Below are 23,641 nucleotides of genomic sequence, written 5' to 3'. Positions count from 1 at the left end.
CCCGGACATCGGGTGGGACAGCGACCCGATGCCTGGCGCCGCTTCGCCCTGACCTTCGCCGCCACCCTGGCCGGGGCGGGGCTGTTCGTCTTCCTGTTCGTCGCCACGGTCGATCCATGGGACATGCTGCCGCTGTCGCCGCCGCTGCACCGGATTCCGATCTCGACCAACGCGCGCTATACGATGCCGTCGCTGGCGCGCAGCGACCGCTTCGACTCCGCCATGGTCGGCACCTCCACCGGCCGCCTGCTGCAGCCGGCGGTGATGGACGCCCCGCTGGGCGCGCATCTGGCGAACATGGCGATGAACAGCGCCACCCCGTGGGAGCAGGACCGGCTGCTGCGCCTGTTCCTGCGCCACCATACGGCCCCGCATGTCGTGCTGATCGATATCGACGCGGCCTGGTGCTTCGCCTCTCCCGCCACGATCTCCGGCCCCAACCGGCCGATGCCCGACTGGATGTACCAGGGCTCGCCCTGGCGCGGCTATGCGGAGATGATGAACCTGTATGCCGTGCAGGAAGCCGCCAACCAGTTCATGTGGCTGATCGGGCACAAGCGCCAGCGCTATGGCTCCGACGGCTATACCAGCTTCGTGCCCCCCGACGACCGGTACGATCCCCGCCGGGTCGACGAATTGTTCCGGGGCTGGGACATCGACCGCCGCATGGCGACGGGACCGGCCGCCGCCCCGCTCTCGATGCCGATGCTGCGCCGGTTGGTCGATGCCATTCCCGCCGGCACCACCAAGATCCTGTGGTTCCCGCCCGCGGCGCGCGACATGCAGGGCGCGCCGGGCAGCGTCGTCGCCGCGACGCGGGCCGCCTGCCGCCAGGCCGTGGCCGCGATCGGCCGCGACAGCGCCCGGACTCTGGTGATCGATTTCGACATCCCGGGGCCGCTGACGGCATCGCGCGACAATTTCTGGGACCCCATCCATTACCGCATGGCCGTCGCCCGGACCATCATGGACGACCTGGCCGCCGCCGGCACAGGCCGCTCCGTTCCCCCGGGCGACGCGCGCGTCCTGGTCCCGCTGGCGCGCTGACGCTCCGCTTCCGCGCGTCGGGCGCCATGCGCCGGCCGGCCTTGCCGATGACCGGTCATCTGTTATGGAAGACTGATCGTGCCGATGGAGGACCGAACCGATTGGAGAGGCTGGTGAACACGACCGATCACGGCCAGCCGGAATGGCACCTGGACAACGACGGGTCCGGTCACGTGATCGTCCTGTCCGGGGAATGGATCGCCCAGGATGGCCGGATCCCGCCCTTTCCCGCCGACGCGCTGCGCCAGGTGGAAAAGGGACAGGACATCACCTTCCGGACCGAGGCGCTGGGACGGTGGGACACTGCGCTGATCAGCTTCCTGTGGGACCTGAAACAGCAGGCGACCGGCGCCGGGCTGACGTTGCGCACGGACACGCTGCCGGATTCGGCGCGTAAACTGCTGGATCTGCTGCCGGAACAGGCCGCCCCGCCGCCACCGCCGCCGCATCGTGGCTTCGCGCCCGTCACGGCCGTCGGCGCCTACACGCTGGACAGCCTGACCGAAATCGGAACCGTCACCGAACTGGGGGCCGAGACCGCACGCGGCGCCCTGGCGGCGGCCACCGGTCGCGGCCGGATGCGGATGACGGACCTGATGTCCAACGTCCGCGACGCCGGGCCGTCGGCGCTGCTGATCGTCAGCATCGTCAATTTCCTGATCGGCGCCATCCTGGCCTTCGTCGGCGCGGTGCAACTGCGCAAATTCGCCGCTGACATCTATGTCGCCAGCCTAGTCGGCATCGCCATGGTGCGCGAGATGTCGGCCGTCATGACTGCGATCATCATGGCCGGGCGCACCGGCGGCGCCTATGCCGCGCGGATCGCCACCATGCAGGGCAACGAGGAAATCGACGCGCTGACCGTCTTCGGCATTCCGGTGTCCAGCTACCTGATCCTGCCGTCGATCCTGTCGCTGATCCTGACCATGCCGTTCCTGTACCTGTACGGCTGCCTGATCGGGATGCTGGGCGGCTTCTGCGTGGCCATCGGCATGCTGACGGTGACGGGGGCCGGCTATTTCCACCAGACGGTCAATGCCATCGCCCTCAACCAGTTCGAATTCGGTTTCGTCAAGAGCATCTTCTTCGCCGCCCTGATCGGCCTGACCAGCTGCCGCATCGGCCTGCGGGCCGGGCGCAGCGCGGCCGACGTCGGGGTCGCGGCGACACGGGCGGTGGTGGTCGGGATCGTCGGCGTCATCGCGCTGGACGCGATCTTCGCCGTCATCGCCAACACGCTGGGGATCTGAGGCATGAGCGACATGGCCCCCGACATGCCGCCTGGAGACGACGGGCGCGAGACCCTGATGTCGCTGCAAGGCATCACGCTGGCATTCGGATCGAAGATAATCCAGCAGAACGTGTCCTTCGACGTCCGGCGCGGCAGCATCTTCGCCGTCATGGGCGGGTCGGGATGCGGCAAGAGCACGATCCTGAAAAGCATGATCGGCCTGCTGCGCCCGCGCCAGGGGCGCTATCTGGTCGGCGGCGACGATTACTGGCAGGGCGACGACGCCCACCGCGTGACGGTCAGCCGCCGCTTCGGCGTGCTGTTCCAGAGCGCGGCATTGTGGAGTTCGCTGACGGTGGGCGAGAACGTCGCCCTGCCGATGCAGATGTTCACCAGGCTGGACGCCGGCACCATCCGCCGCCTGGTGGAACTGAAGCTGGGGCTGGTCGACATGCTGCATGCGATCGACCAGTACCCTTCGGAACTCAGCGGCGGGATGAAGAAGCGCGCGGGGCTGGCGCGGGCCATGGCGCTGGACCCCGACATCCTGTTCTTCGACGAACCATCGGCCGGGCTGGATCCGATCACCTCGGCCCGGCTGGACGACCTGATCGTCAATTTGCGCGACGGGCTGGGGGCGACGATCGTCATCGTCAGCCACGAACTGCCCAGCCTGTTCGCCATCGCCGATGACGGCATCTTCCTCGACGCGCAGACGAAGACACCGATCGCCCATGGCGCGCCGTCCTGGCTGCGCGACCATTGCGACGATCCGCAGGTCCGCGCCTTCATGCATCGCGAACGCCCCGAAACCCTGTCCGGGAGGACCGACTGACCCATGGCAAACAGACAGACAGCCGTCGGCGCGTTCGTCGTCGGCGGTGTGGCGCTGGGGATGGCGGCCCTGCTGCTCTTCGGCAATTTCCATTTCTTCGCCGGCACCCGGCAGGCGATGGTGATCTTCCAGGGATCGACCTCCGGCCTGACGGTGGGCGCGCCGGTCACGTTCCGGGGCGTGCGCGTCGGCGCGGTGGACGGGATTTCGATCACCTTCGACCCCAAGGTCCACGCGGCCTTCATCCCCGTCACGATCGAGCTGCAACCCGGCAAGGTGACTTTGAGCGGCGAGGGCCATGACCACCGCCCCCTGCGCCTGCAGGACCTGATCAACCACGGGCTGCGGGCGTCGCTGAACGTCCAGAGCTTCGTGACCGGACAATCGGAAATCGACCTGGATTTCGATCCGTCCTCGCCCGCGATGCTGCACCCCGACATCGCGACCATCACCGAAATCCCGACCCGGCAATCCACCATCCAGAAGGTCCAGGAAACCCTGACCCAGCTGCCGCTGAAGGAGCTGTCGGACAATGCCAACGTCGCGATGCAGAGCATCCGCCAGCTGGCCGAGCGGCTGGACCACGACCTGCCCCCCCTGGTCGACAGCGTGAAGGAGACGTCGGATCATTCGCGCGTCGCCGTGGACACCGCCGCCCGCGCCATCGCGGACCTGCAACAACGCCTGGATACGACCCTGGCCAGCATCGACAGCCTGGCCACCACCGGCACGCGCCAGCTGGACGCCCGGGGGGCCGACCTGCACGTCCTGCTGGCCAATTCGGACCAGACGGTGATCCAGGCGCGCGAGGCGCTGGCCGGCATCCGGGACATGACCTCGCCCCGTTCGGCCGATCGCGCCAATCTCGAATCCACCCTGCGCGACCTGTCGGCCGCCGCCGCCGCGCTGCGCGGCTTCGCCAGCGACGTGGAACGCAATCCGCAACTTCTGCTGATGGGACGTCGCCCATGATGACCCGACCGCCTTCCCGCCCGTCGCGCCGGGCTCGCATGGCCCGCACGGCATTGTCCGCGATGCTGCCGCTCGTGCTGCTGGCGGGCTGCGCCTCGCCGCCGGTACGCTTCTACACGCTGGGCGCGCCGGCGATCGCCACCGGCGCGGTGCCCGTCACCTCGGCCGCCCTGGCCCCCACCGCGCCGGTGGTCGAGGTCGGGCGGATCGTCGTTCCGGATTACCTGGACGGGCAGGACATCGTGGTCCGCAGCGGCAACCAGATCGACCGCAGCGCCAGCGGCCGGTGGGCCAGCCGCCTGTCGGTGGGCGCGACCGACCTGATCACCGCCCGCCTGGCGCAGGCGCGGACCGACCTGTTCGTGACCGACCAGCCGCAGCCCCTGCCCGCGACATGGCGCCTGACGGTGAATGTCAGCCGGCTGGACGTGACGCGCGACGGCACGGCGGCACTGGACGCCGACTGGTCGATCATCCCGCATGACCCGCGTCTGCCGATCCTGCACAACCGCGCCAGCCTGACGCAGTCGGGTTCGGCCGCCACCGACGGCGCGGTGGCGACCCTGACGCAGGCGCTGCTGGACCAGCTGGCCGACCGGATCGTGGCCGGCTGGCCCAAGGGGTAAGCCTTCGGGGCATCAGGCCGATTGATGCGAAGGCAAGGGCCGCGGCCCTTGCCGGGTCCGGGTAGGGCCCGCCCTCCCTACGGCACAGCGGGCCCCGCTTCGGGCACATGCGCGGCATAGCGGTCCCAGTTGCGGGACAGTTCGCGTACCACCACGCTGCCGACCTGATAGGCCGCGGCGACCGACGGCAGGTAGCCGGAATACCCGCCCTCGCTCGCTTCGGATTTCAACAGTTCGGCCGCCGTCTCGCCGGGCGGGGGCATGTCGAAATTGCTGGCGGTCCGCAGCAGCAGCACGCGGTCCAGGTCCACGCGCCCGGCCTGCGCCTGCAACGACAGGGCCTGCATGAAGCCGACGTCCTCCTCAGCCGTGGTGGCGAAGGTGCCCTCGCCCTTCGTCCAGTAGGCGACCCAGCGTTCGGCCCACGCGTTCATCCGGCCGCCGACCCAGAAGGTCTCGCCGGACAGCGTGTCGCCCAGCAGAACCGACGGCGGCTGCTGCGCCGGGCCGTAGCCGGTATAGCGCGCCCGGATCGCCTTCAGCGCCGTCGTGTCCTCCAGCGGCAGGGACCGCGTCAGGGCATAGGCCCACCGGACCAGGCCGGGATTGAGCGTATAGGCCATGTCGCCCGACAGGGAATGCAGCGGGGGCACCGGCCGTTCGTCGGGGCGGCTGCCCTGCACCGGGGTATAGCCGTCGGGCCAGTCCGCCGGGATCTCACGCGCGTCGATCGCATGGGCCAGCCCCCCGTTGACCACGCGCGGCGCCCAGACCGCCGAGCCCACCGACCCGAATTTCGGATCGATCCCGGCAATGCCCGCCAGCACGAAATAGGCGTGCCGGAGGTCGAAGCGCGGATCGAGGACCAGGGCGGTGATGGCCGAGGCCATGTGTTCCGGCCCCTCGCCGCTGGCGATGCCCAGGACCTGCAGGTCGGGGTTGTAGCGCATCACGCCATGCCAGGTCCCGGGGGCCGGCAGTTCCTGCTTCAGCGGCAGCTTCTCGACCCAGGTCTGGAATTCGCCGGGCACGTCGCCGGTGTCCCTGCCGATCTCGAACGTGGTCACGACGACCACCCGAACCGGGATCCGCGCGGCGGCGACGGCGGTGGCGGCCGCGCGGACCGGGGCCGGGGCCATCAGGCCGGCGGCGATACCGGCCCCCATCGCGCAGGCCCCCATCATGCCTGTCAGGCGCACTGTCAGTTTCATCCGTTCCCCTCTTGCCGACCGGTCGCGGCCCCCCGGCCGCCCTCGCCGATCAGTCCGATCTCGAAATCATGAAGCCGGCGTTCCAGCTCCCATTGCAGGCGCGCCTTCTCGCTGCGGGCCAGCAGGTCGTGGCAGGCGCCGCGCGCGGGCGCCGGTCCGGCCGGCAAGGCGACGCAGGCCGCGACCATGCGATAGGGCGCTGTGGCGCGCCACAGGCTGTCGCCCGGGACGAACGCATATTCCAGCCCGGCGCGCGACAGGTCCCGCAGCGCGTCGTACGCCAGCGCATAGGTCGTCGCCGCGCGTTCATATTCCCGCGTCAGGTCGATGCGCGACACGCCCTCGTCATCCGTCGACAGGGCCATCGGAACGCCGGCGGCGCGATAGGCGGTGAAGGGATGGGCGGCGCCGGCAACCCCGAGGATGACGTCGTTGCTGGTCAGGTTGATTTCCACCATCACGTGGCGGCGCGCCATTTCGGCCATCAGCCCGTCGGACCCGTCCTCATGCACGATATCGACGCCATGGCCGATCCGCCGGGCCCCCGCGACCTCGACCGCCTCGCGGATATGGACGCGCAGCCCTTCGGGCGGAACCAGCCCCGGCGCCAGTTCCCCCGCGTGCAGCGACAGCTTCACCTGCGGATCGCGGCGGGCCAGCCAGCCGAACATGCGCATGTGCAGGCTGTAGTCGCGCATGGCGACGGCATCGTCCTCGGGCGCCACGATGTTCACGCCCACGAAACGCGGATCGGCCTTGACCATCGCGTAGCCGAAATCGAGCTGCGGAAACACCATCGCCGGCGGCATCGTGCGGACCGTCTGGTACAGATAGCGCACGGTGACGCCGCATCCCGGCCGCGCCTGGGCGGTGCCGCAGCGCAGGACGCCGCGCATGCGCGCCTCCATCGCGTCCACCTCCTGCCGTGCCGCCGTCACCAGCGCGGGCACGGCCGGTGCCATCGCGCGGTCGGCCGCCGCGAACCCCTCGTCGCGCAGCGGGTACTTCAAGCCCAGCCGGGCCACCGGCAGCAGTTGCGGCGAGATCATCAGTTCCAGATACAGGACATGGTCGCCCGCGGCATGGGTCACGGCCTCGGCCAGCATGTCGCCGCCGTGGGATGCCTCGACCGGCATGAAACGGGCGAAGGTGGCGAAGAAATGGTCGTGCCCCGACCGGTCGTCCGGCGTGGGCACGAAATCGCGCATCGACAGCGCGTCGATCATCCGCGCCCGCGCGTCCGGGCGGCCGGCAAGGTCGCCGGCCGCCACCTGCCCGGGCGCGGGCGTGCAGGGGCCGGGCACGATACGTCCCTGGTCCGGCGCGACGCACATGCCGTCCCGGGCCGCCCAGTCCAGCAGGCTTTCGGCATAGATCGCCCCGGCCAGATGGTTGTGCAGGTCCGCCCCCTTGGGCATGGCGCGCAGCACGACCGCCAGCCGATCGGGATCATTGCGGATACGGTCGAAGGCCGCGACCGCCGGATCAGGCGCGGACGCCACGGCGGGCATGAGGGTGCAGAGCGAGGCGGCAAGCCCCCCGGCCAGAGCGCAGGCGACGATGAGTCGGGACATGCGGCGATGGTGGGACGATCGATTCCAAAACGCAACAGGCGCCCGGCGACGCGGATCAGACCGCCACGGATCAGACCGCCGGGGATCAGGTCCCGGACGCTTCATCCGGCCCGATCGGGCGGAAGCGGGGCACGCCGTCCACATCCTCGACCCACATCGCCAGCGGACGGACCCAGTAATCGCCCTGCGCCTCGCTGCGATAGGTCACCAGCCATTCCTCGGTCTCGGAATGGCGGCCGACGCACAGCAGGGTATAGAGCCCGCCCTTGTAATGCCGGTACGGCCCGGGCCGCGTCCTGTCGGTGCCGGTCATGCGTCGTTTCCCTCCGTGATGCGTTGCCTGTTGCGTCTCGCCCCCTGCACCGGCCGAGGCTATCATCGCGACGGCCGTGCCGCGGCGGCCGGTACGAACCGACGGAACCTCATCGCATGAACCGCCTGCCCCGTCATATGTTTCCCTTCCTCCTCCTGACCGCTGCGCCGGCCCTGGCCATGCCCGCCGGGGCGGCACCCGCCCATCGGACCTCACGCCCCGCCATTCCGGACGGCCCGGTCGTGCTGACGCAGCAGCCGGGCACGGCCCTGGACCAGACGGCACGGACGCTCAATGCCAGCGACCTTGCGGCGGCGAGCCGGCGTGGCGATGCGCCGGTGGTGCTGGTGGGGTCCGCGCCGCTCTCGACCCGCGCAGGGGAGACGGCATTGTTCGTGCAACTGCAATCCGCCGACCTGTGCGGCTCCGCCGGATGCGCCACGTCGGTCTATCTGCAGAAGGGCCATGACGACTGGACCAAGGTGCTGGATTCCGTCAGCGGCCCGGTCTCGCTATCGCCGCGGACCCACGGCGGCATGCATGACCTGATCATCAACGGCACCGATCGCTGGATCTGGAACGGTCACGCCTACCGCGACACGATGCCGGCCGCGCCGATGGGCGACCTGCGCCAGTCGATCGAACGCTACCAGGCGCAGCACCCGAAGCCGCACTGACAGTGCGCAAAAGGCGTTTCCAAGCAGCCTATGAAGCATCGATTGTCGGGGATGGGCGTGGAGCGGGTGAAGGGAATCGAACCCTCGTATGCAGCTTGGGAAGCTGCCGTTCTACCATTGAACTACACCCGCGACGCTGACGCCCTATAGCCCAGCGGCGCGGGCGATGCAATCCGCGCAGATGGGCCGTGAACAGGCATCGGCCTGCCGGACGCGATGGTTGACGACGCCCGCCTCGATCCGCAATAACGCTGTCGTCCGGCGTGGCCCTGCGGTCTGCCCGGACCCTCGTGATTTGATCGGCCGGCTTGCGACGAGGTTAAACAGACGCGCTAAAGAGGCCTGACTCCGCCACAATCCTGCGGGCGTCACGGTTTCCACGGTCGGATAGCCGCGTCGGGGCGGGGCCGGTCGTGTCGACAGGACACCGGACGGCCACAGCCCCGGCACTTCTGACGATTCTGTTCCGGGAGTTCCTGATGAGCAACGACTCGACCGATACCGCCTACCGCCCCGCGACGCGCCTTCTGCATGCCGGCCTGGACCGCACGCCCTTCGGCGAGACCAGCGAGGCCATGTTCCTGACCTCCGGCTTCGTCTACGACAATGCGGAGCAGGCCGAGGCGACCTTCACCGGCGATGTCGTCCACTACCAGTACAGCCGCTTCGGCAACCCCACCGTCGCGGCGCTGGAACGGCGCCTTGCGGACCTGGAGGGCGCCGAGGCCTGCATCGCGACCTCGACCGGCATGGGCGCGGTGTCGTCCGCCCTGCTGTCGCACGTCAAGGCCGGCGACCGGGTGGTGGCGTCGCGGGCGCTGTTCGGGTCCTGCCACTGGATCGTCGCCAACCTGCTGCCGCGCTACGGGGTCGAGACGGTGTTCGTCGACGGTGGCGACATGGCGGCCTGGGCGGCCGCACTGGCGCAGCCCACGGCCGCCGTGCTGCTGGAAAGCCCGTCGAACCCGATGCTGGAAATCCTGGACATCCGCGCGATCGCCGACCTGGCGCACGCGGCCGGGGCCGTCGTCGTCGTCGACAACGTCTTCGCCACCCCGCTTCTGCAGAAACCGCTGGAACTGGGGGCCGACGTCGTCGTCTATTCCTGTACCAAGCATATCGACGGCCAGGGCCGCGTGCTGGGCGGCGCCGTGCTGGGCAGCCAGGACTGGATCGCCAACACCCTGCAGCCGTTCACGCGCAACACCGGCAATGCTCTGTCGCCCTTCAACGCCTGGGTCATGCTCAAGGGGCTGGAGACGCTGACCCTGCGCGTCCGCGCAATGACCGAGAACGCCGCCGCCGTCGCCGACTACCTGGCCGGGGCCGAGGGGGTCACGCGGGTATTCTATCCCGGCCGGCCGGACCATCCGCAATATGAGCTGGCGCAGCGCCAGATGACGGACGGATCGACCCTGGTCGCCTTCGAGGTCGCGGGCGGCAAGGAGGGGGCCTTCGCCTTCATGAACGCGTTGCGGCTGATCGCGATTTCCAACAATCTGGGCGACGCGCGGTCGATGGTCACCCATCCCGCCACCACCACCCACATGAAGATCAGCCCCGAGGACCGCGCGCAGCTTGGCATCACCGACGGCGTCATCCGCTTCTCGGTCGGGCTGGAAGACGCCGAGGACCTGAAGAACGACCTGGCCCGCGGCGTCGCCGCCCTCGGGCTTCGCTGACGCCCGCAGGCAGGAACGCGCCATGGCCAACGACAGACTGCCTCCTCCCGGGATGGATCCCGACCCGGACGCCGCCCTGGCCGAGGCCATGGAAAACGCGCCGTGCTACGAGGCGACGACCGGCGCGATCCGCGTCATCGTGCGGACCTTCTGGCTGGACGACCAGTCCCAGCCGGACGAGCACCGCTTCACCTGGGCCTATCGCATCCGGATCGAGAATCACGGCACCGAGACGGTCCAGCTTCTGCGCCGCACCTGGGACATCACCGACGGTGCCGGCCGGATCGAACATGTCCATGGCGACGGCGTGGTCGGCGAGCAGCCGATCCTGGAACCCAGCCAGGCGTTCGAATATACCTCCGGCGCGGCATTGCAGACGCCGACCGGCTTCATGCGCGGGCTGTACCACATGATCCGACCGCACACGCACCAGCAGTTCGACGTCCAGATCCCGCCCTTCAGCCTGGACTGCCCGTATCACCCGGCGATCATCCACTGACCCGCGTCGCCGTCCCTTCCATCTGACCCGCACCCTGTTCCTGGATGTTCCCCGGACGGGGCGCCTCCTCGGCAAGACATCGCAATGACCCCCACCGATTCGTTCCCCCTGGCCCGTCCCTCACGCGAGGAGGCGGAAGACGCGATCCGCACCCTGCTGCGCTGGGCGGGCGAGGATCCGTCGCGCGAGGGGCTGCTGGACACGCCCGGCCGCGTCGTGCGGTCGTACGAGGAATTCTTCCAGGGCTATGGCGAGGATCCCACCGCCATCCTGGCGCGGACCTTCGCGGAAGTGGAGGATTACGACGAGATCGTCCTGCTGCGCGACATCCGCTTCGAAAGCCATTGCGAACATCACATGGTGCCGATCATCGGCGTGGCCCATGTCGCCTACCTGCCGCGCAGCCGCGTCGTGGGCATTTCCAAGCTGGCCCGGGTGGTCGAGGCCTATTCCCGCCGGCTCCAGATCCAGGAGCGGCTGACGGCGCAGATCGCCAATACGATCAACGACGTCCTGCAACCGCACGGGGTCGCCGTCATCCTGGAGGCCGGACATCAATGCATGACGACGCGCGGCGTGCATCGTCCGGGCGTGTCGATGGTGACCAGCCGCATGCTGGGCGTGTTCCGCAGCAATTCGGACACCCGGCGCGAGTTGATGGCGATGCTGAATCGCCCCTCCGTCGCCAACGCCCACATCTAGGCGGGGTACATCCAGGCGGACGGCTTGAAATACGCCCTGCTGCGCAGCTCTCTCGCTCCAGGGGCCGTATTTCAAGCCTCTCCCTGAGGCCCCCCGCCTGCGTCGTACGCCCGCATGGCGGCGCGGGCTCCGCGCCGCCATGGCCGGATCAGTCGCCCGATTTCTCGGTGATCTGATAGGTCAGGATGACATGGTTGTCGTGGTTCGGCTGGCTGGGCACCACCTGGATCGCGACGCCGATGTTCTTCTTCTGGTACACCGCCTGGACGGCCTTCTGGTCGGCCATCACCGCGTCCTGGTCGACCGGCGAACCCGGACGCAGCTTGGTCGCCGCCGTCAGCGCATCGGACGAAATCTGCTTGTTCCCCTGGAACACGATCTGGTCGACCACCAGCGCCGCCGCCGGGGCCGCGGCCTGCGGAGCCTGCTCCTCGATGATCCACTGGACCTGGACGGCGTTGCCGAGGAATTTCAGTTTCTCGCCGAATTTCAGGCCGACATTCTTCTTCTGGTAGACCGCCATGACATCCTGGGCACCGGCGTCGATCTGGTTCCGGGTGACGGTATCGCCCTCGTGGAACGGCACGGCGGCCAGGATGTCGGCGGTCGAGACCTGCTGGTTGCCGGTGATCGTCAGCGATTTCAGCTTCAGCGGCGTCGTGGGCGACGGCGGGGCGGCGGCGAACACCGCCGTCTGCGGGGCGGCCAGGGCGACGATGCCGCCCGACGCGATGGCGACGGCCAGCGCGGAACGGGCGAGGATATGACGGGTGGTGCGCAAAACGGAAGACTCCCCATGACAGCAGGCGCGGGCACGTGCTTGTCGCACGCACCGGACGCCCGGTCCCTCATGATGCACACCTCTCCGCGGATGCCAATGTCACGTCCGGCATGTGCGTGCGAGCGCCGATGCGGAGCGCAGGAAACACGGGTCGGATCGCCGCCCGCGCGCATTTAAAAGCGCGCATTTCAAATCAGTTTTTCAGATGGAAATCCGGGCGCCCAGCGCCGCGACGAACTGGGCCAGCCAGCGCGGATGGGCCGGCCAGGCGGGCGCCGTGACCAGCAGGCCGTCCGTCACCGAGTCGTCCACCGCGATGTCGGCATAGATCCCGCCGGCAAGCTCGACCTCCGGCCGGCAGGCCGGATAGGCGGACACCGTGCGCCCCTCGATGATCCGGGCGGCGGCCAGAAGCTGCCCGGCATGGCAGATCGCGGCGATCGGCCGGTCGGCGAAGGCACGCACCAGGGCGATCACCTGCGGGTCCAGGCGCAGATATTCCGGCGCACGGCCGCCGGGGATCACCAGGCCGGCATATTCCGCCTCGTTCACCGCGGCGAAATCCGCCGTCAGGGTAAAGCGGTGTCCGGGTTTTTCGCTATAGGTCTGCGCGCCCTCGAAATCATGGATCGCGGTCAGGACGTACTCCCCCGCCTTCTTGCCCGGGCAGACCGCATCGACCTGGTACCCGAGCATCGACAGCGCCTGGTACGGCACCATGATTTCATAATCCTCGACATAGTCGCCGGCCAGCAGCAGCAGCTTCTTCACGCTCATCGCCACCTTGCTCCGTTCAGTCATGGGTGGGGTCCAGATGTTCGCGCAGGCGCGGCATCAGTTCCACGAAGTTGCAGGGCATGTGCCGGCTGTCCAATTGCCAGACCAGGATGTCGTCCCATCCGTCCTTTACCGCGCCCGACGAACCGGGCAGCGCGAACAGGTAGGTGCCGTTGGCGACACCCGCCAGCGCCCGGGACTGAATCGTCGAGGTGCCGATCTTCTGGTACGACAGGATGCGAAACAATTCGCCGAAGCCCTCGATCCGCTTCTCGATCACGCGATCGAACGCCTCCGGCGTTACGTCGCGGCCGGTCACACCGGTGCCGCCGGTGGAAATCACCGCGTCGATGGCCGGATCGGCGATCCAGCCCGCCAGGCGCGCCGCGATACGATCCGCATCGTCCGGTTCGATGACACGGTCGGCCAGATGGTGGCCGGCGGCCACGATCCGTTCGGCCAGGAGGGCGCCGGAGGTATCCGTCGCCATCACCCGGGTGTCGGAAACGGTCAGCACCGCGATGCGGACCGGCAGGAAGGGTCTTGTATGATCCAGTCGTGACATGGGGCGCATGTTTCCCGCCGCCGGCCCCGCCGTCAATGAATTTGGACGCCCCGGCAGGGGATGCCCGCCGATCAGAATGTCAGGCCGGTTTCCATGTCGATGATCAGGGCGTTGGGGTAGCGGTTGGTACCGCCCGGATGCCACAGATATTGCAGCCCCGGCCGCAGCGTCGCCCATGGCGTCGGCCGCCAGCCATAATTCAGTTCGATCCCCGGTTCGTTCGACGGGCGCAGCGCCTTTTCACCCGCCTGCTGCAGGGTCGCTGCATATTCCCCCAGCTTCGGATTCAGCACGGCCATCTTGCCGCCGAAGCTGATCGTGTCGTTCGGACGGTTGGCGAACGTGCCCTTGCGGATGATGCCCCAGGTCGCGAAATACGGCGTCAGGGCGGTGCGCGGATCGCCCCAGATGAACGAACCGAAAATGACCGTGCCGCGCCCGCTGCCGGCATGGTCGCGCTGGATCATCTGATCGGCTTCGACCCATCCGCCGAAACGTCCGCGGATCTGGTTGTCGGGCAGGTCGATCATGGCGACGCCGACCGGCTGGTAGGCCGCGGTCCGGGACGACACGATCGCGACCTCGGACGTGTCCCAGTAGCCGCCGATCCGGATATTGCCTTCCAGATCGCCATCGTAATCGTTGCCGTGGTGCCAGCCGAGCTGGAACGGCAGGTAGACGCCCGTCGTGTTGTTCAGCCCCAGCTTGAACCCGTTATGCGTGTTCGAAATGGTGTTATCGACGTTATAGATCCCCGCCGAGACGAGGTAATGGTCGTTCCCGGCCGGATACAGCTTCAGCCACGCGCCGGGATGGGCCGTCGGATACCAGCCATAGCCGCCATTCATCGCCAGGCCCTGCGGCATGCCGCAGATCGCATTGGTCTGGAACTGGCAATAGAGCGACAGGCCCCAATGCTGGGTGGACTGGCCGAAATCGTTTTCGGTGTTGATCCAGCCGGCCTCCATGGACACGTAGCGGTTGAAATTCTTCTCCAGCGACAGCCGCGTCAGGCGCACCGTCTCGCCCGAGCCGAAGATCTGCTGCACGGAATCCACCGCGCCGCCCAGCGGCCCGTTGGCAAGGCTGAGGCCCGCGCGCTCCGTCAGCAGGATATGCAGCGTGCCGATATCGTGGTGGATCAGCCGGGCGAAATCGATATCCGCGCCCAGGGCGAATTCATGGGCATAGCGCACGCCGGCATATTTGCCGCCGACCGGGTTTCCGGACGCGTCCTCGAGGTAATGGCCCTGAAAATGCACGCCCCGGTTTTCCAGGTGGGTGCGCAGCCCGCCCCAGTCCCCCGTCATGGTGCTGCCGCGAATCCAGCTCTGGTAGCTGTCGGGGAAATACCCCGCCAGGGTGGGCGGCGGAACGTAATGATCGGCACCCGTCGCCGGCGCGGGCGCCGGCGTCACGGTGCGCGCGGGCACGCGGCCGGCATACCCCCCGACACGTCCGACGGCGGGCGCCGGAACGGATTGCGCGCGGGTGGGACCGGCAGGCAGCAGCAGGCAGGATGCGGACAGCAGGAGCGCCGTCCCATGCACTCGTCGACTCATTCAGTTCCAACTTATCCCTTGTCCCCCGGTAACGGCCATCCAGGCCGTCGGGGTGTCATCACGTCTGCGCGCGATCCGTTCCTGATTGTCCGGCACGGCATCTGCCGGGGCGTCGGCCTCGGGCGAAGGCGTATAACATTTTCATTACCGGGATACGAAAGAAGATTGATTACAAATTCCGAGCGGCCCACAGGGAACGTCCGCCGTTGTCCAAGTGAAAATATATTGTTTTAAAACAATATATTATATGGTTTTGGCTATCGCCTCGACCGTCAGGGACCGGGCGCCCAGCCCGGTGAACAGCTCGGCCCGGCAGGTCAGGACGATGATCTGCATCCGGTCGGCGGCGTCGGTCAGGATGTCGAACAGCCGGTCCAGCCGTCCGGCGTCGGAATAGGTCAGCGCGTCGTCCAGCACCAGCATCGCGGGCCGACCCCGGGCCCGCAGCAGGTCCGCGAGGCCCAGCCGGACCAGCACCGCGATCTGCTCGCGCGTGCCGTCCGACAGGGTGTCGAACGGTTCGTCCAGACGCCGCATCAGGCGGGATACGCTGAAATCGGCCTCCATCGTCACGCCCGCCCGGGGAAACAGCGCCGCAAGCGCCGGCTGGACCGCGCGGCAGAGCGGGGCGAGGTACCGTTCCGTCGCCGCGCGTTCCGCCGTCGTCAAACTGTCGCGCAGGCAGTGCAGGATCGCGACCTCGCGCGCGCAGGCCGCGCGTTCGGCGGCATGCGCCTCGCGCAGCCGCTCCTGCCCGGCGATCCGCTCGTCCAGGCCATCGCCTTCGGCCGCGTGGATCCGGGCCTCCAGCGCCGCCATGTCCTGCCGCAGGCTGCCCAGCCGGGCCTGGGCGTCCTCGATGATGCGTTCCTGCCGCCGGATCGCGGCGTCCGCCAGGGCCTCGGTCCCGTCGGGTCGCGCGGCCTCGATGCGGCGCACCGCCTGCTCGGCCTCGGCCAATGCGGCGCGCTCCGCATCCAGCCGGGCGGACAGCGCATCGTCGGCCTCGGCCGCGCGGGCGGCCGCCATGTCGCGGGCCAGCCGTCCGGCGACCTCGCGGGCGGATCGGTCCTCGCCCTGCAGCCGTGCCAGGTCGGCAGCGGCCTGCCGCAGGGTCTCGTCCGGGGCGAACAGGGCCTGCCGGGCGTCGGCGGCCCGGGCGTCGGCCCCCTGCATCGCCCGCAGCGCCAGATCGTGCGCGGCGGCGACGTCGGCATCCGGTCCCGCCGCGGCGGTGTCCGCCCGGTCCGGCCCCTGCGGCAGCGCCGCCCTCTGATGCGCGATCCGCTCGTCCAGCAGCGCCACGCGTCGCCGCGCCTCGGCCATCGCGGCCGCGACGTCCTGTGTCCCCTGCCCTCTGCCCCCCGCGGCTTTCCCCCCGGGACCATCGGCCGGCAACAGATGGGCCAGGCCGGACCGGGCCGCGTTCAGCGCCAGGTCCGCCTGGCGACGCTGGGCCAGGGCGATCTCGGCCGCGTCCGGATCGGCGCACCCCGCCTGGTCCAGAACCCGGTGCAGCGCGTCCTCCGCCGCCGCCAGCTCGTCGCGCAGGCGGTCCCGGTCGCGGCTGGCCGGCTCGATCCGGATGGTGCCGACCCCGTCGATATGCAGGGTCGCGCTGTCGGTCAGGTCGACGCGCCCGGATTGCAGTACCCTGCCGTCCAGGACCAGCCGGCCCGCCGTCCCGTCTTCCAGCAGCACGTCCAGCACGGTGGCCTGGGCGCGGCTGGCCGCGCGGGCGGCCTGGACCGCGCGATCCGCCTGGCGGATCGTCGCCATGCGGGCGTCATCCATGGTGCAGGCGGCCAGGCGCAGCGCGGCACGCGTCACCTCGGCCTCGGCACGGTCCAGCCGGTCCAGGCGCGTGGCCTCCTCGTGGCGTTCGCGCTCCAGTCGCGCCAGGGCGAGACGGGCCTCCACCCGGTCCAGTTCCCGCCGCGCCGCCGCACATGCGCGCTCCGCGGCCTCGACCGCCTGCCGGCGGGCGGCGTGGGCGGCCTGCGCCGCCGCATGCCGGGCCTCGGCCAGGCCCAGGCCATCGGCCAGATCGGCCAGCCGCGCCGTCTCGCCATCCAGCGCGGCCTGCCACGCGGCGCGGCGGGCGACGTCCTGCCCGGCTGCCTCGACCCTGGCGGCGGCGTGGGCCTGCGCGGCACGGGCGGCGCGGTACAGCGCGTCATGATCGCGCAACCGGTCGCGCAGCCGCCTGGCCTCGGCCAGGTCGGCATGCTCCTTCGCGCGCCGGTCGGCATTGTCCTCGTGCGCCAGCCGCCGGCGGCATTCGGCCATCGCCGCCAGATCGTCCTCCAGCATCCGGCGCCGGGTGTCGAGGCGCGCGATATTCTCCGCCGCCTCCGCTTCCCCTTCGATCGCCGCGCGATAGCGCCCCTTGGGATTGCCGCGCCCGTCCTGCAGGATCGCCAGATCGACCCGCACCCGCGCCAGGATCCTCTCGGCCTCGGCACCGCCGGTCATTGCGCCCAGGTCGGCCTCCAGGCAGGTGCGCACCGTGGCGCGCGCGGGGTCGGACAGGTCGGGCTGGGCCAGGCTCTGCCCCTGCCCGACCCACAGCGCGCTCAGGATTCCCAGCGCCTCCGTCCCCCGCTTGCCCGGTTCCAGCCCGATCAGGCGCTGCAGGCGTTCCTCGGCCTCGTCCCCCTCCAGCACCCGCCCCCCTTCGGTCAGGCGGGCGGAGGGGCGCGAGACGAAACGTTTCTCGATCCGGCAGTCCGTGCCGTCGACGCTGAAATCCGCCGCGATGCGCGGGGCCGTGCTGTTGCCGTAGGGCTGCAACGACCGCACGGCCTCGCTCTTGGACCCGTGCTGGAGCATGAAGACCGCGCGCAGGGCGGCCAGCAGGGTCGATTTCCCGAACTCGTTCGGCGCCGCCAGCAGGTTCAGCCCCGGCCCCAGCCCGTTCAGCCGGACCGGGTCGCCGAAGCGCCGGACCTGCTCGACCTCCAGCCCCCGCAGCATCATGCGCCGCCCCCCGCCCGCACGTCGCGGGCCAGCAGATGCAGGCGTTGCAAGGCGGCGGTCGCGACGTCGCGCGTCTGGGCATCCCCGGCACCCGCCTGCGCCACAAGCGATTCGGCCGCCGCCCGCACGGCCCCCGCCATCCCGAAGCCGTCCAGATCGTCGGGCGACGTCGCCAGGTCCGGCGCGCCGTCGATGCGCAGCAGCCGCAGGGCGGACCCCAGGCCCGCCACGACCTGCGCCTGGTACAGTTCAAGGTCCGTCAGCGTCAGCGCCCCGCTGACGGCCAGCCGGACCAGCACCCGGCTGGGATCGTCGCGGTCGATCCCGCGCAACCGCGCCTCCAGCCCCCGCACGTCCTCGGCCGAGGTCAGGACCGCCTGGTCCCGCGCCCAGCGGAACCGCCCCGTATCATGAACGGTGACCACCGGTTCGGCACGCGGCCCGTCCAGCGATACCAGCAGGGCCTGCCCGCCGCCCGCGCCCCCCAGGTCGAATCCGTCGATTTCGGGCGTGCCGGAATACCACGTCCGGGCATCGATCCGCAGGGCGCCATGCCAGTCGCCCAATGCAAGATAGCCCAGGTCCGCCGTGCGCGCCCGCTCCAGGGCGATCACGTTGCGCGCCGTCGCGTCGTCGCTGCCGAAGGTCCGGACCGAACCGTGCGCCAGCCCGACCCGGATCGCGCCCTCGGGCGTCGGGGCGGCATCCATCGCGGCGGTGGGATCGCCGATGAGGTGGCGGCGTCCCAGCCCGGCGGGCACCACCCAGGCGTCGCCCGCCGCGTCCAGCGGGGCCGGTTCGGGGGTCAGGTGCGCCACCACATTGTCCGGCAGCCCCATCCCCAGCAGCCTGTCCCACAGGCCGTCGGGTTCGTGAAAATCGTGATTGCCCGGAATCAGGTGCCAGCGCAGGTCGGGAAACTGCCGCATCCGCTCGATCGGCTGGCGCAGCGTCCGTTCCGCCGGGCGCAGATGGTCATAGACGTCCCCGGCCACCAGCACGGCCGACGCCCCCTGGGCTCGGGCCAGACGGCCGATCCGGCCGATGGCTTCCAGCCGTTCCTGCTGCAGGACCGGAAGGACCTCGTCATCGGCAAAGCGGAACACCTTGCCGATCTGCCAGTCGGACGTGTGAATCAGGCGCATCCCGCCTTATCGCCCGAACCCGCGCCGGGGACCAGAGGGGGCGGCCGTACCCGCCCCGTCACCGGAAGACCTTGTCCGCGCCCCATTTCCGACACCAAGGCCCGGCATACGGAAGATCTGCCGCCCGGCATCCCGCCCGCGCGGCAACGGTCACGCGACAGGTACGAAACACGACGATGATGGCCCAGCTTACCAAGACCACCCAGCCCGCCCCGCAGGCACCGGCGCGCCGCACCCGCCTGCCTCCGGCGATGTCCGAGACGATCCGCGCCATCCATGCCCGCCACCGTCAGGGCCTGCGGTCCCATGCCCGGACGAAGGTTTCAGAGGCCCGGGTCATGCGGAAGGCGCATGACTGACACGCCGCCGCCGGCAGACCTCTGGCCGGCCGCGATTTATCATGATGATATAAAACGGATTTTCCGATATCCTCCGCATCCCTCGCGCCGTGCGCGGACATGGTTTGTCGCGGGACCGATACACATGACGCCTGGCCCCCTGCCATAGTCGCGACCATGTGATCCGCACGGGAACCGGGAGGACAGGCGGAAATGGGGGAAAGCGCCCGGGGCGCGACGGCCGGCGTTCTGCGCTGGGTCTGGTTTCCCGATCTTCCGCAGGAATGGTTCCCGCCCGGATGGTTCGCGTTCTGCATGCGGACCTGGGCGTCGGCCGTCCTCGCGCTGTCCGTCGCCTTCTGGCTGCAGATCGACGCTCCGGCCTCGGCCGGGGTAACGGTGATGATCCTGGCCCAGCCCCTGCGCGGCCAGGTCCTGTCGAAATCGCTGTACCGGATGGGCGGGACGCTGGTCGGGGCGGCGGTGGCCATCCTGCTGGTCGCCGCCTTCGGCCAGGACCGGATCATGCTGCTGGGCGGCGCGGCGCTGTGGCTGGGCCTGTGCGTCGTCGTCGGCACCCTGGCGCGCGATTTCCGGGCCTATGGGGCACTGCTGGCCGGCTATACCGTCTCCATCGTCGGCGTCAGCTGCATCGACCGGCCCGAGGACGTCTTCACCGTCGCGATCTTCCGCGTGTCCGCCATCATGGTGGGCATCGCATCGGTGGCGGTCGTGAACGACCTGTTCGGATCCCCCTCGGCCTGGCAGGCCCTGGCCGCGGGCCTCCGCCGCTCGGCCGGCAAGGTGCGCCAGATCGCCCGCGATGCCGTGGCCGGGCAGGGCATTCCCGACAATGGCGCCTGCACCGCACTGGCCGCCGGGATCATGTCCCTGACCAGCCAGGTATCGTTCGCCCGCACCGAACTGGAAGACAGCGCCCTGCGCACGACGGGCGCGCGATCGGCGATGGTGGCGTTGCTGGACGTGATGTCCTGCGCCCGCGCCATCGGCGGCATCCTGCGCGAGGGCGACGTGCGCGCCTCCGTGCTGGCGCGGGTGCGCGCGCGGTTCGGCGACGGGACGCCCTTCGCCTCGGCCACCGAGGCGCGCGCCGCACTGGTCGAACTGGTGGCGCATGACGCGGGCGAACCCCCGCTGACCCCGCCCGAAGCCTATCTGATCGAACGGACGCTGGCCCTGCTGTCCTACGGGCGGTGGGTCGAGGACGGCATCCGCACGCTGGAGGACGGACGCGCCGCCCCGCGCGTCGCGCATGACGTCCGGATCATCCGGCACCAGGATCCGGTCCTGGCGCTGCTGAACGGCCTGCGGATCCTGATGGGGTTTTCCGCCGCCGCCGCGATCTGCATCCTGTCGGACCTGCCGGGCTCGACCGTCGCGCTGGTGCAGGTCGCCATCGTGCTGACGCTGTCGGTCACGACATTCAACACGCAGGCCTTCGGCTTCGGCGCTCTGATCGGCGTGCCCCTGGCCACGGCGTGCGCGCTGGTCCTGAACTATCACGTGCTGCCGCTGGGCTCGGGCATGGTGTTCCTGGCGATGGTGATCGCCCCGATCATCTTCGTGACCTGCCTGCTGCTGATCCATCCGAAGAGCTTTGCGATCGGTTTCAATTTCGGCGTCTTCTTCTTCGTCATGCTGGGCCTGGACAACATCCATAACTACGACCCGACCCAGTTCATCGACCGCAACGTCTTCTACATGCTGTCGGCGGTGATCGTGTTCGTCTCGCTGGTGCTGCTGCTGCCGCCCTCGGCGCGGCGGCGCCGGTTCCGCGTGGCGATGGCGGTGGCGGTGTCGCTGCGGCGGCAATTCGCCGGACGGGGCGAGGTCGCCGGCCCGGCGCTGATCAGCCGCCAGTACGACCGGCTGATCCAGGCGCGGACCTGGACCGGCTACCTGCCCGACACCCTGGCGGCACGGCGCGTCTTCGGCCGTATCGTGGCGCTGGGGGACCTGATCGGCGCCCTGGCCCGGGCCCGCCGCCACTTGCAGCGCGCCATCACCATCGACGCCGTCGCCGACCAGGCGCGCCAGGCCCTGGACGCGCTGACGGTCCGCGACGTGCCCATGACGGTGGAACGGACCATGCGGCACGCCACGGCGCTGCTGGCGCAGAGCAACGACCTGCAGCCGGCGGACCGGGAAACCGTGATCGGCGCGGTATCCGGCCTGTTCGGCGCGTCACGCCTGCTGGAGCGCAACGCGCGCGCACTGCGGCATTACGGCCTGCTGCCCCGGGGCGAGGCAGGCTGACATGGAGCAGGTCATCGATATCGACGGGATCCTGATCTCGTCCTTCGTGATCAATGGCGCGCTGGCGCTGCTGACCCTGATCGCGCTGCGGCCGCTGCTCGGCCGCTTCGGCATCCAGCGGCTGGTCTGGAACATGCCATTGGCCGAATTCGGCATCCTGATCTGCCTTCTGGGCATCTATACGTTGTTGCTGTGAAAGGCCTGCCGGTGTTCGAACGCGCCCGCCACGTCATGCGGATCATGACGACCCTGATCATCCTCGGCATCGCCGCCGTCGTGGCGCTGGCGCTGTGGGATTATTACACCGCCGCCCCCTGGACGCGGAACGGGCAGGTGCGCGTCCAGGTCGCCAACATCGCCCCGCGCGTGTCGGGGCAGATCGTCGCCGTCCATGTCGCCGACAACCAGTACGTGCACAAGGGCGATGTCCTGTACGACATCGATCCGTTCGATTTCCGCGTGGCCGTGGCCTCCGCCACCGCGCGGGTCAACGAACGCCAGGCCGACCTGACCCTGCGCCTGTCGCAGCACCAGCGCCGCCAGCAGCTCTCCTCGGCCTCGGCCTCGGCCGAGGAAAAGCAGCAATTCGAAGCCATCGCCGAACAGGCCAAGGCCCAGTACGCCGACGCGCTGGCCGCCCTGTCGCAGGCGCGCATCAACCTCGACCGCACGCAGATCCGCAGCACCGTCACCGGCTACGTCACCAACCTGACGATGCGCGTCGGCGATTTCGCGACCGCCGGCACCCCGAATATCGAAGTGATCGATGCGGAATCCTATTGGATCGACGGGTATTTCGAGGAAACGAAGATGCACGCGATCCATCCCGGCGACCTGGTCCGCATGGACCTGATGGGCTATTCCGCCCCGCTCTGGGGCCATGTCGACAGCATCACGCGCGGCATATCCTCGGCCAATGCCGAACGTTCCACCCAGGGCCTGCCGTCCGTCAATCCGGTCTATACCTGGGTGCGGCTGGCGCAGCGCATCCCGGTGCGCGTGCACATCGACACCCTGCCCGCCGGAATCGTGCTGGCGGCGGGCATGACCGCCACCGTGTCGATCGTCGGCCCCGACGGCCACCGCCCGCGCCTGACGATGCGCGAGGCCGTGGCGCGCATCCGCCGAAACGCCGGATCGGGGCCGCCGCCCAACGCCGCGATGGCCGGCCACCATGGCGCACCCTCCCCCCCGGCACCTTCATCCGCGCCGGAAGCAGGCGAGGACCGGTAGGCGCCCCCGCCCTGCCGATCGCCGCGCGGGCCGGCCCCGCGCGCGCGCCACTTTCAAAACGGGCCGCGTCCCCATACCCTTGGGGAAAACACCCCGGAGGAGCGGCGATCTCCGGGACCGCCAAGCCGGAGGACGACACCAATGACCCGCTTCGATCCGCCCCCGCCCGCCCGCCTTCACCGCGCCCGCGCCGCTCTGGCCGCGATGGCCCTGCTGGCCGTCGGCGCGGCCGCCCTGCCGGCGGCGGCGGCCCCCGCCGATCCGTTCACCGGCCGCTGGGCGGCGATGGGCCTGTCGCCGGTCATCGTCGATGCCCCCGACGCCCGGTCCGAGGTGCACATGACGCTGCCGGACGAACTGCATGTCGTGGCGCGCCATGATGTGATGCTGACCCGCAAGGACGCCACCACCCTGCAATCGCGCGACAGCGACCCGCTGGTGATTTTCCACCTGGTGTCCGCCAACAGCGCGGACCTGACGATAAAGGGCCGGAAAGCCGGCCAGACCCTGGACCTGCCGTTAAGTCGCGACGACTGAGACAGGTCGGGCGTTGCCCGAACCCACCAGGGCCTGAGAGGCGGGTGTGACCTGGGCCCTGGACCCCGATCATGGAGT

At 69.6% G+C, this 23,641-nt stretch carries 22 protein-coding genes, 1 tRNA gene, 1 pseudogene and 1 riboswitch; of the genes and pseudogenes, 14 read left to right on the top strand and 10 right to left on the bottom strand.

The features are described from left to right. Window positions 1-12: 12 nt before the first annotated feature. The 5 genes from HLH28_RS00295 (at window position 13) to HLH28_RS00275 (ending at window position 4,711) form a co-directional block, all read left to right on the top strand. Complete coding sequence (locus tag HLH28_RS00295; protein WP_338029620.1) at window positions 13-1,047, top strand: hypothetical protein; 1,035 nt, start codon at window positions 13-15, stop codon at window positions 1,045-1,047. A gap of 113 nt (window positions 1,048-1,160) precedes the next feature. After that, window positions 1,161-2,297 carry an ABC transporter permease gene (locus HLH28_RS00290; protein WP_338029619.1) on the top strand — a complete coding sequence of 379 codons (1,137 nt, stop codon included), beginning with the start codon at window positions 1,161-1,163 and terminating at the stop codon, window positions 2,295-2,297. Between the two features lie 12 nt (window positions 2,298-2,309). Next, the gene (locus HLH28_RS00285) at window positions 2,310-3,113 is read left to right on the top strand and encodes an ABC transporter ATP-binding protein (RefSeq protein ID WP_408869806.1); all 804 of its coding nucleotides are present in this window, start codon (window positions 2,310-2,312) and stop codon (window positions 3,111-3,113) included. A 3-nt stretch (window positions 3,114-3,116) separates the two neighbouring features. Then, window positions 3,117-4,085 carry an MlaD family protein gene (locus HLH28_RS00280; RefSeq protein WP_182953022.1) on the top strand — a complete coding sequence of 323 codons (969 nt, stop codon included), beginning with the start codon at window positions 3,117-3,119 and terminating at the stop codon, window positions 4,083-4,085. Further along, window positions 4,082-4,711, top strand: coding sequence for a PqiC family protein (locus tag HLH28_RS00275; RefSeq protein ID WP_338029618.1), 630 nt, complete (start codon window positions 4,082-4,084; stop codon window positions 4,709-4,711). The genes HLH28_RS00280 and HLH28_RS00275 overlap by 4 nt, the downstream gene beginning before the upstream one ends. Window positions 4,712-4,875: 164 nt before the next feature. On the opposite strand, the pseudogene HLH28_RS00270 reads toward HLH28_RS00275, so the two are convergent. From HLH28_RS00270 to HLH28_RS00260, 3 genes and pseudogenes are all read right to left on the bottom strand, one after another. Beyond that, a pseudogene (locus tag HLH28_RS00270) lies at window positions 4,876-5,850 on the bottom strand (purine nucleoside permease); the annotation flags it as partial. A gap of 68 nt (window positions 5,851-5,918) precedes the next feature. Beyond that, the gene (locus tag HLH28_RS00265; RefSeq protein ID WP_182953018.1) at window positions 5,919-7,496 is read right to left on the bottom strand and encodes an adenosine deaminase family protein; all 1,578 of its coding nucleotides are present in this window, start codon (window positions 7,494-7,496) and stop codon (window positions 5,919-5,921) included. Between the two features lie 85 nt (window positions 7,497-7,581). After that, the gene (locus HLH28_RS00260) at window positions 7,582-7,809 is read right to left on the bottom strand and encodes a DUF1653 domain-containing protein (protein ID WP_182953016.1); all 228 of its coding nucleotides are present in this window, start codon (window positions 7,807-7,809) and stop codon (window positions 7,582-7,584) included. Between the two features lie 116 nt (window positions 7,810-7,925). On the opposite strand from HLH28_RS00260, the gene HLH28_RS00255 reads away from it, so the two are divergent. Beyond that, window positions 7,926-8,486, top strand: a complete 561-nt coding sequence (locus tag HLH28_RS00255) for a hypothetical protein (protein ID WP_182953014.1) — start codon at window positions 7,926-7,928, stop codon at window positions 8,484-8,486. A 58-nt stretch (window positions 8,487-8,544) separates the two neighbouring features. Here the strand turns inward: HLH28_RS00255 and HLH28_RS00250 are convergent. Next, a tRNA-Gly gene (locus tag HLH28_RS00250) sits at window positions 8,545-8,618 on the bottom strand. Window positions 8,619-8,763: 145 nt separating this feature from the next. Then, a riboswitch (SAM riboswitch) is annotated at window positions 8,764-8,843 on the top strand. Between the two features lie 122 nt (window positions 8,844-8,965). Between HLH28_RS00250 and metZ the strand changes: the two genes are divergently transcribed. The 3 genes from metZ (at window position 8,966) to folE (ending at window position 11,369) form a co-directional block, all read left to right on the top strand. Beyond that, on the top strand, window positions 8,966-10,168 hold the full coding sequence (gene metZ, locus HLH28_RS00245; RefSeq protein ID WP_182953012.1) for an O-succinylhomoserine sulfhydrylase: 1,203 nt from the start codon (window positions 8,966-8,968) through the stop codon (window positions 10,166-10,168). Window positions 10,169-10,256: 88 nt separating this feature from the next. Beyond that, complete coding sequence (gene apaG, locus HLH28_RS00240; protein ID WP_246395590.1) at window positions 10,257-10,667, top strand: Co2+/Mg2+ efflux protein ApaG; 411 nt, start codon at window positions 10,257-10,259, stop codon at window positions 10,665-10,667. Window positions 10,668-10,751: 84 nt separating this feature from the next. Then, window positions 10,752-11,369: a GTP cyclohydrolase I FolE gene (folE, locus tag HLH28_RS00235; protein WP_182953007.1), complete on the top strand. Its 618-nt coding sequence runs from the start codon at window positions 10,752-10,754 to the stop codon at window positions 11,367-11,369. 148 nt (window positions 11,370-11,517) lie between these two features. Here folE and HLH28_RS00230 read toward each other — a convergent pair whose 3' ends face one another. The 6 genes from HLH28_RS00230 to HLH28_RS00205 all read right to left on the bottom strand — a co-directional run bounded on the left by HLH28_RS00230 (window position 11,518) and on the right by HLH28_RS00205 (window position 19,178). Then, window positions 11,518-12,150 carry a POTRA domain-containing protein gene (locus HLH28_RS00230; RefSeq protein WP_182953005.1) on the bottom strand — a complete coding sequence of 211 codons (633 nt, stop codon included), beginning with the start codon at window positions 12,148-12,150 and terminating at the stop codon, window positions 11,518-11,520. Between the two features lie 201 nt (window positions 12,151-12,351). Then, entirely contained in the window at window positions 12,352-12,927 is a 576-nt protein-coding gene (locus HLH28_RS00225; protein ID WP_182953782.1) for a DJ-1/PfpI family protein, read from the bottom strand. Window positions 12,928-12,943: 16 nt separating this feature from the next. Further along, window positions 12,944-13,492 (bottom strand): molybdenum cofactor biosynthesis protein B, encoded by a 549-nt coding sequence (gene moaB, locus HLH28_RS00220; protein WP_182953003.1) that lies wholly within the window; start codon window positions 13,490-13,492, stop codon window positions 12,944-12,946. A 71-nt stretch (window positions 13,493-13,563) separates the two neighbouring features. Further along, entirely contained in the window at window positions 13,564-15,054 is a 1,491-nt protein-coding gene (locus HLH28_RS00215; RefSeq protein WP_246395559.1) for a carbohydrate porin, read from the bottom strand. 243 nt (window positions 15,055-15,297) lie between these two features. Then, window positions 15,298-18,033: an AAA family ATPase gene (locus HLH28_RS00210; RefSeq protein WP_182953000.1), complete on the bottom strand. Its 2,736-nt coding sequence runs from the start codon at window positions 18,031-18,033 to the stop codon at window positions 15,298-15,300. After that, window positions 18,030-19,178 carry a metallophosphoesterase family protein gene (locus HLH28_RS00205; RefSeq protein WP_182952998.1) on the bottom strand — a complete coding sequence of 383 codons (1,149 nt, stop codon included), beginning with the start codon at window positions 19,176-19,178 and terminating at the stop codon, window positions 18,030-18,032. The genes HLH28_RS00210 and HLH28_RS00205 overlap by 4 nt, the downstream gene beginning before the upstream one ends. A gap of 176 nt (window positions 19,179-19,354) precedes the next feature. Between HLH28_RS00205 and HLH28_RS00200 the strand changes: the two genes are divergently transcribed. From HLH28_RS00200 to HLH28_RS00180, 5 genes are all read left to right on the top strand, one after another. Then, complete coding sequence (locus HLH28_RS00200; RefSeq protein ID WP_182952996.1) at window positions 19,355-19,537, top strand: hypothetical protein; 183 nt, start codon at window positions 19,355-19,357, stop codon at window positions 19,535-19,537. 192 nt (window positions 19,538-19,729) lie between these two features. Continuing rightward, window positions 19,730-21,793 (top strand): FUSC family protein, encoded by a 2,064-nt coding sequence (locus HLH28_RS00195; protein ID WP_182952994.1) that lies wholly within the window; start codon window positions 19,730-19,732, stop codon window positions 21,791-21,793. A 1-nt stretch (window position 21,794) separates the two neighbouring features. Beyond that, on the top strand, window positions 21,795-21,989 hold the full coding sequence (locus HLH28_RS00190; protein ID WP_182952992.1) for a DUF1656 domain-containing protein: 195 nt from the start codon (window positions 21,795-21,797) through the stop codon (window positions 21,987-21,989). A gap of 11 nt (window positions 21,990-22,000) precedes the next feature. Then, window positions 22,001-23,026, top strand: coding sequence for an efflux RND transporter periplasmic adaptor subunit (locus HLH28_RS00185; protein ID WP_182952990.1), 1,026 nt, complete (start codon window positions 22,001-22,003; stop codon window positions 23,024-23,026). Between the two features lie 141 nt (window positions 23,027-23,167). After that, on the top strand, window positions 23,168-23,563 hold the full coding sequence (locus HLH28_RS00180) for a hypothetical protein (RefSeq protein ID WP_182952988.1): 396 nt from the start codon (window positions 23,168-23,170) through the stop codon (window positions 23,561-23,563). The last annotated feature ends 78 nt before the right edge of the window (window positions 23,564-23,641 follow it).

The sequence above is a fragment of the Gluconacetobacter tumulisoli genome, assembly GCF_014174155.1.
Classification (GTDB): Bacteria; Pseudomonadota; Alphaproteobacteria; order Acetobacterales; family Acetobacteraceae; genus Gluconacetobacter; species Gluconacetobacter tumulisoli.
Note: the sequence above shows the minus strand (reverse complement) of the source record. Positions and strands in the feature narration are given on the sequence as shown.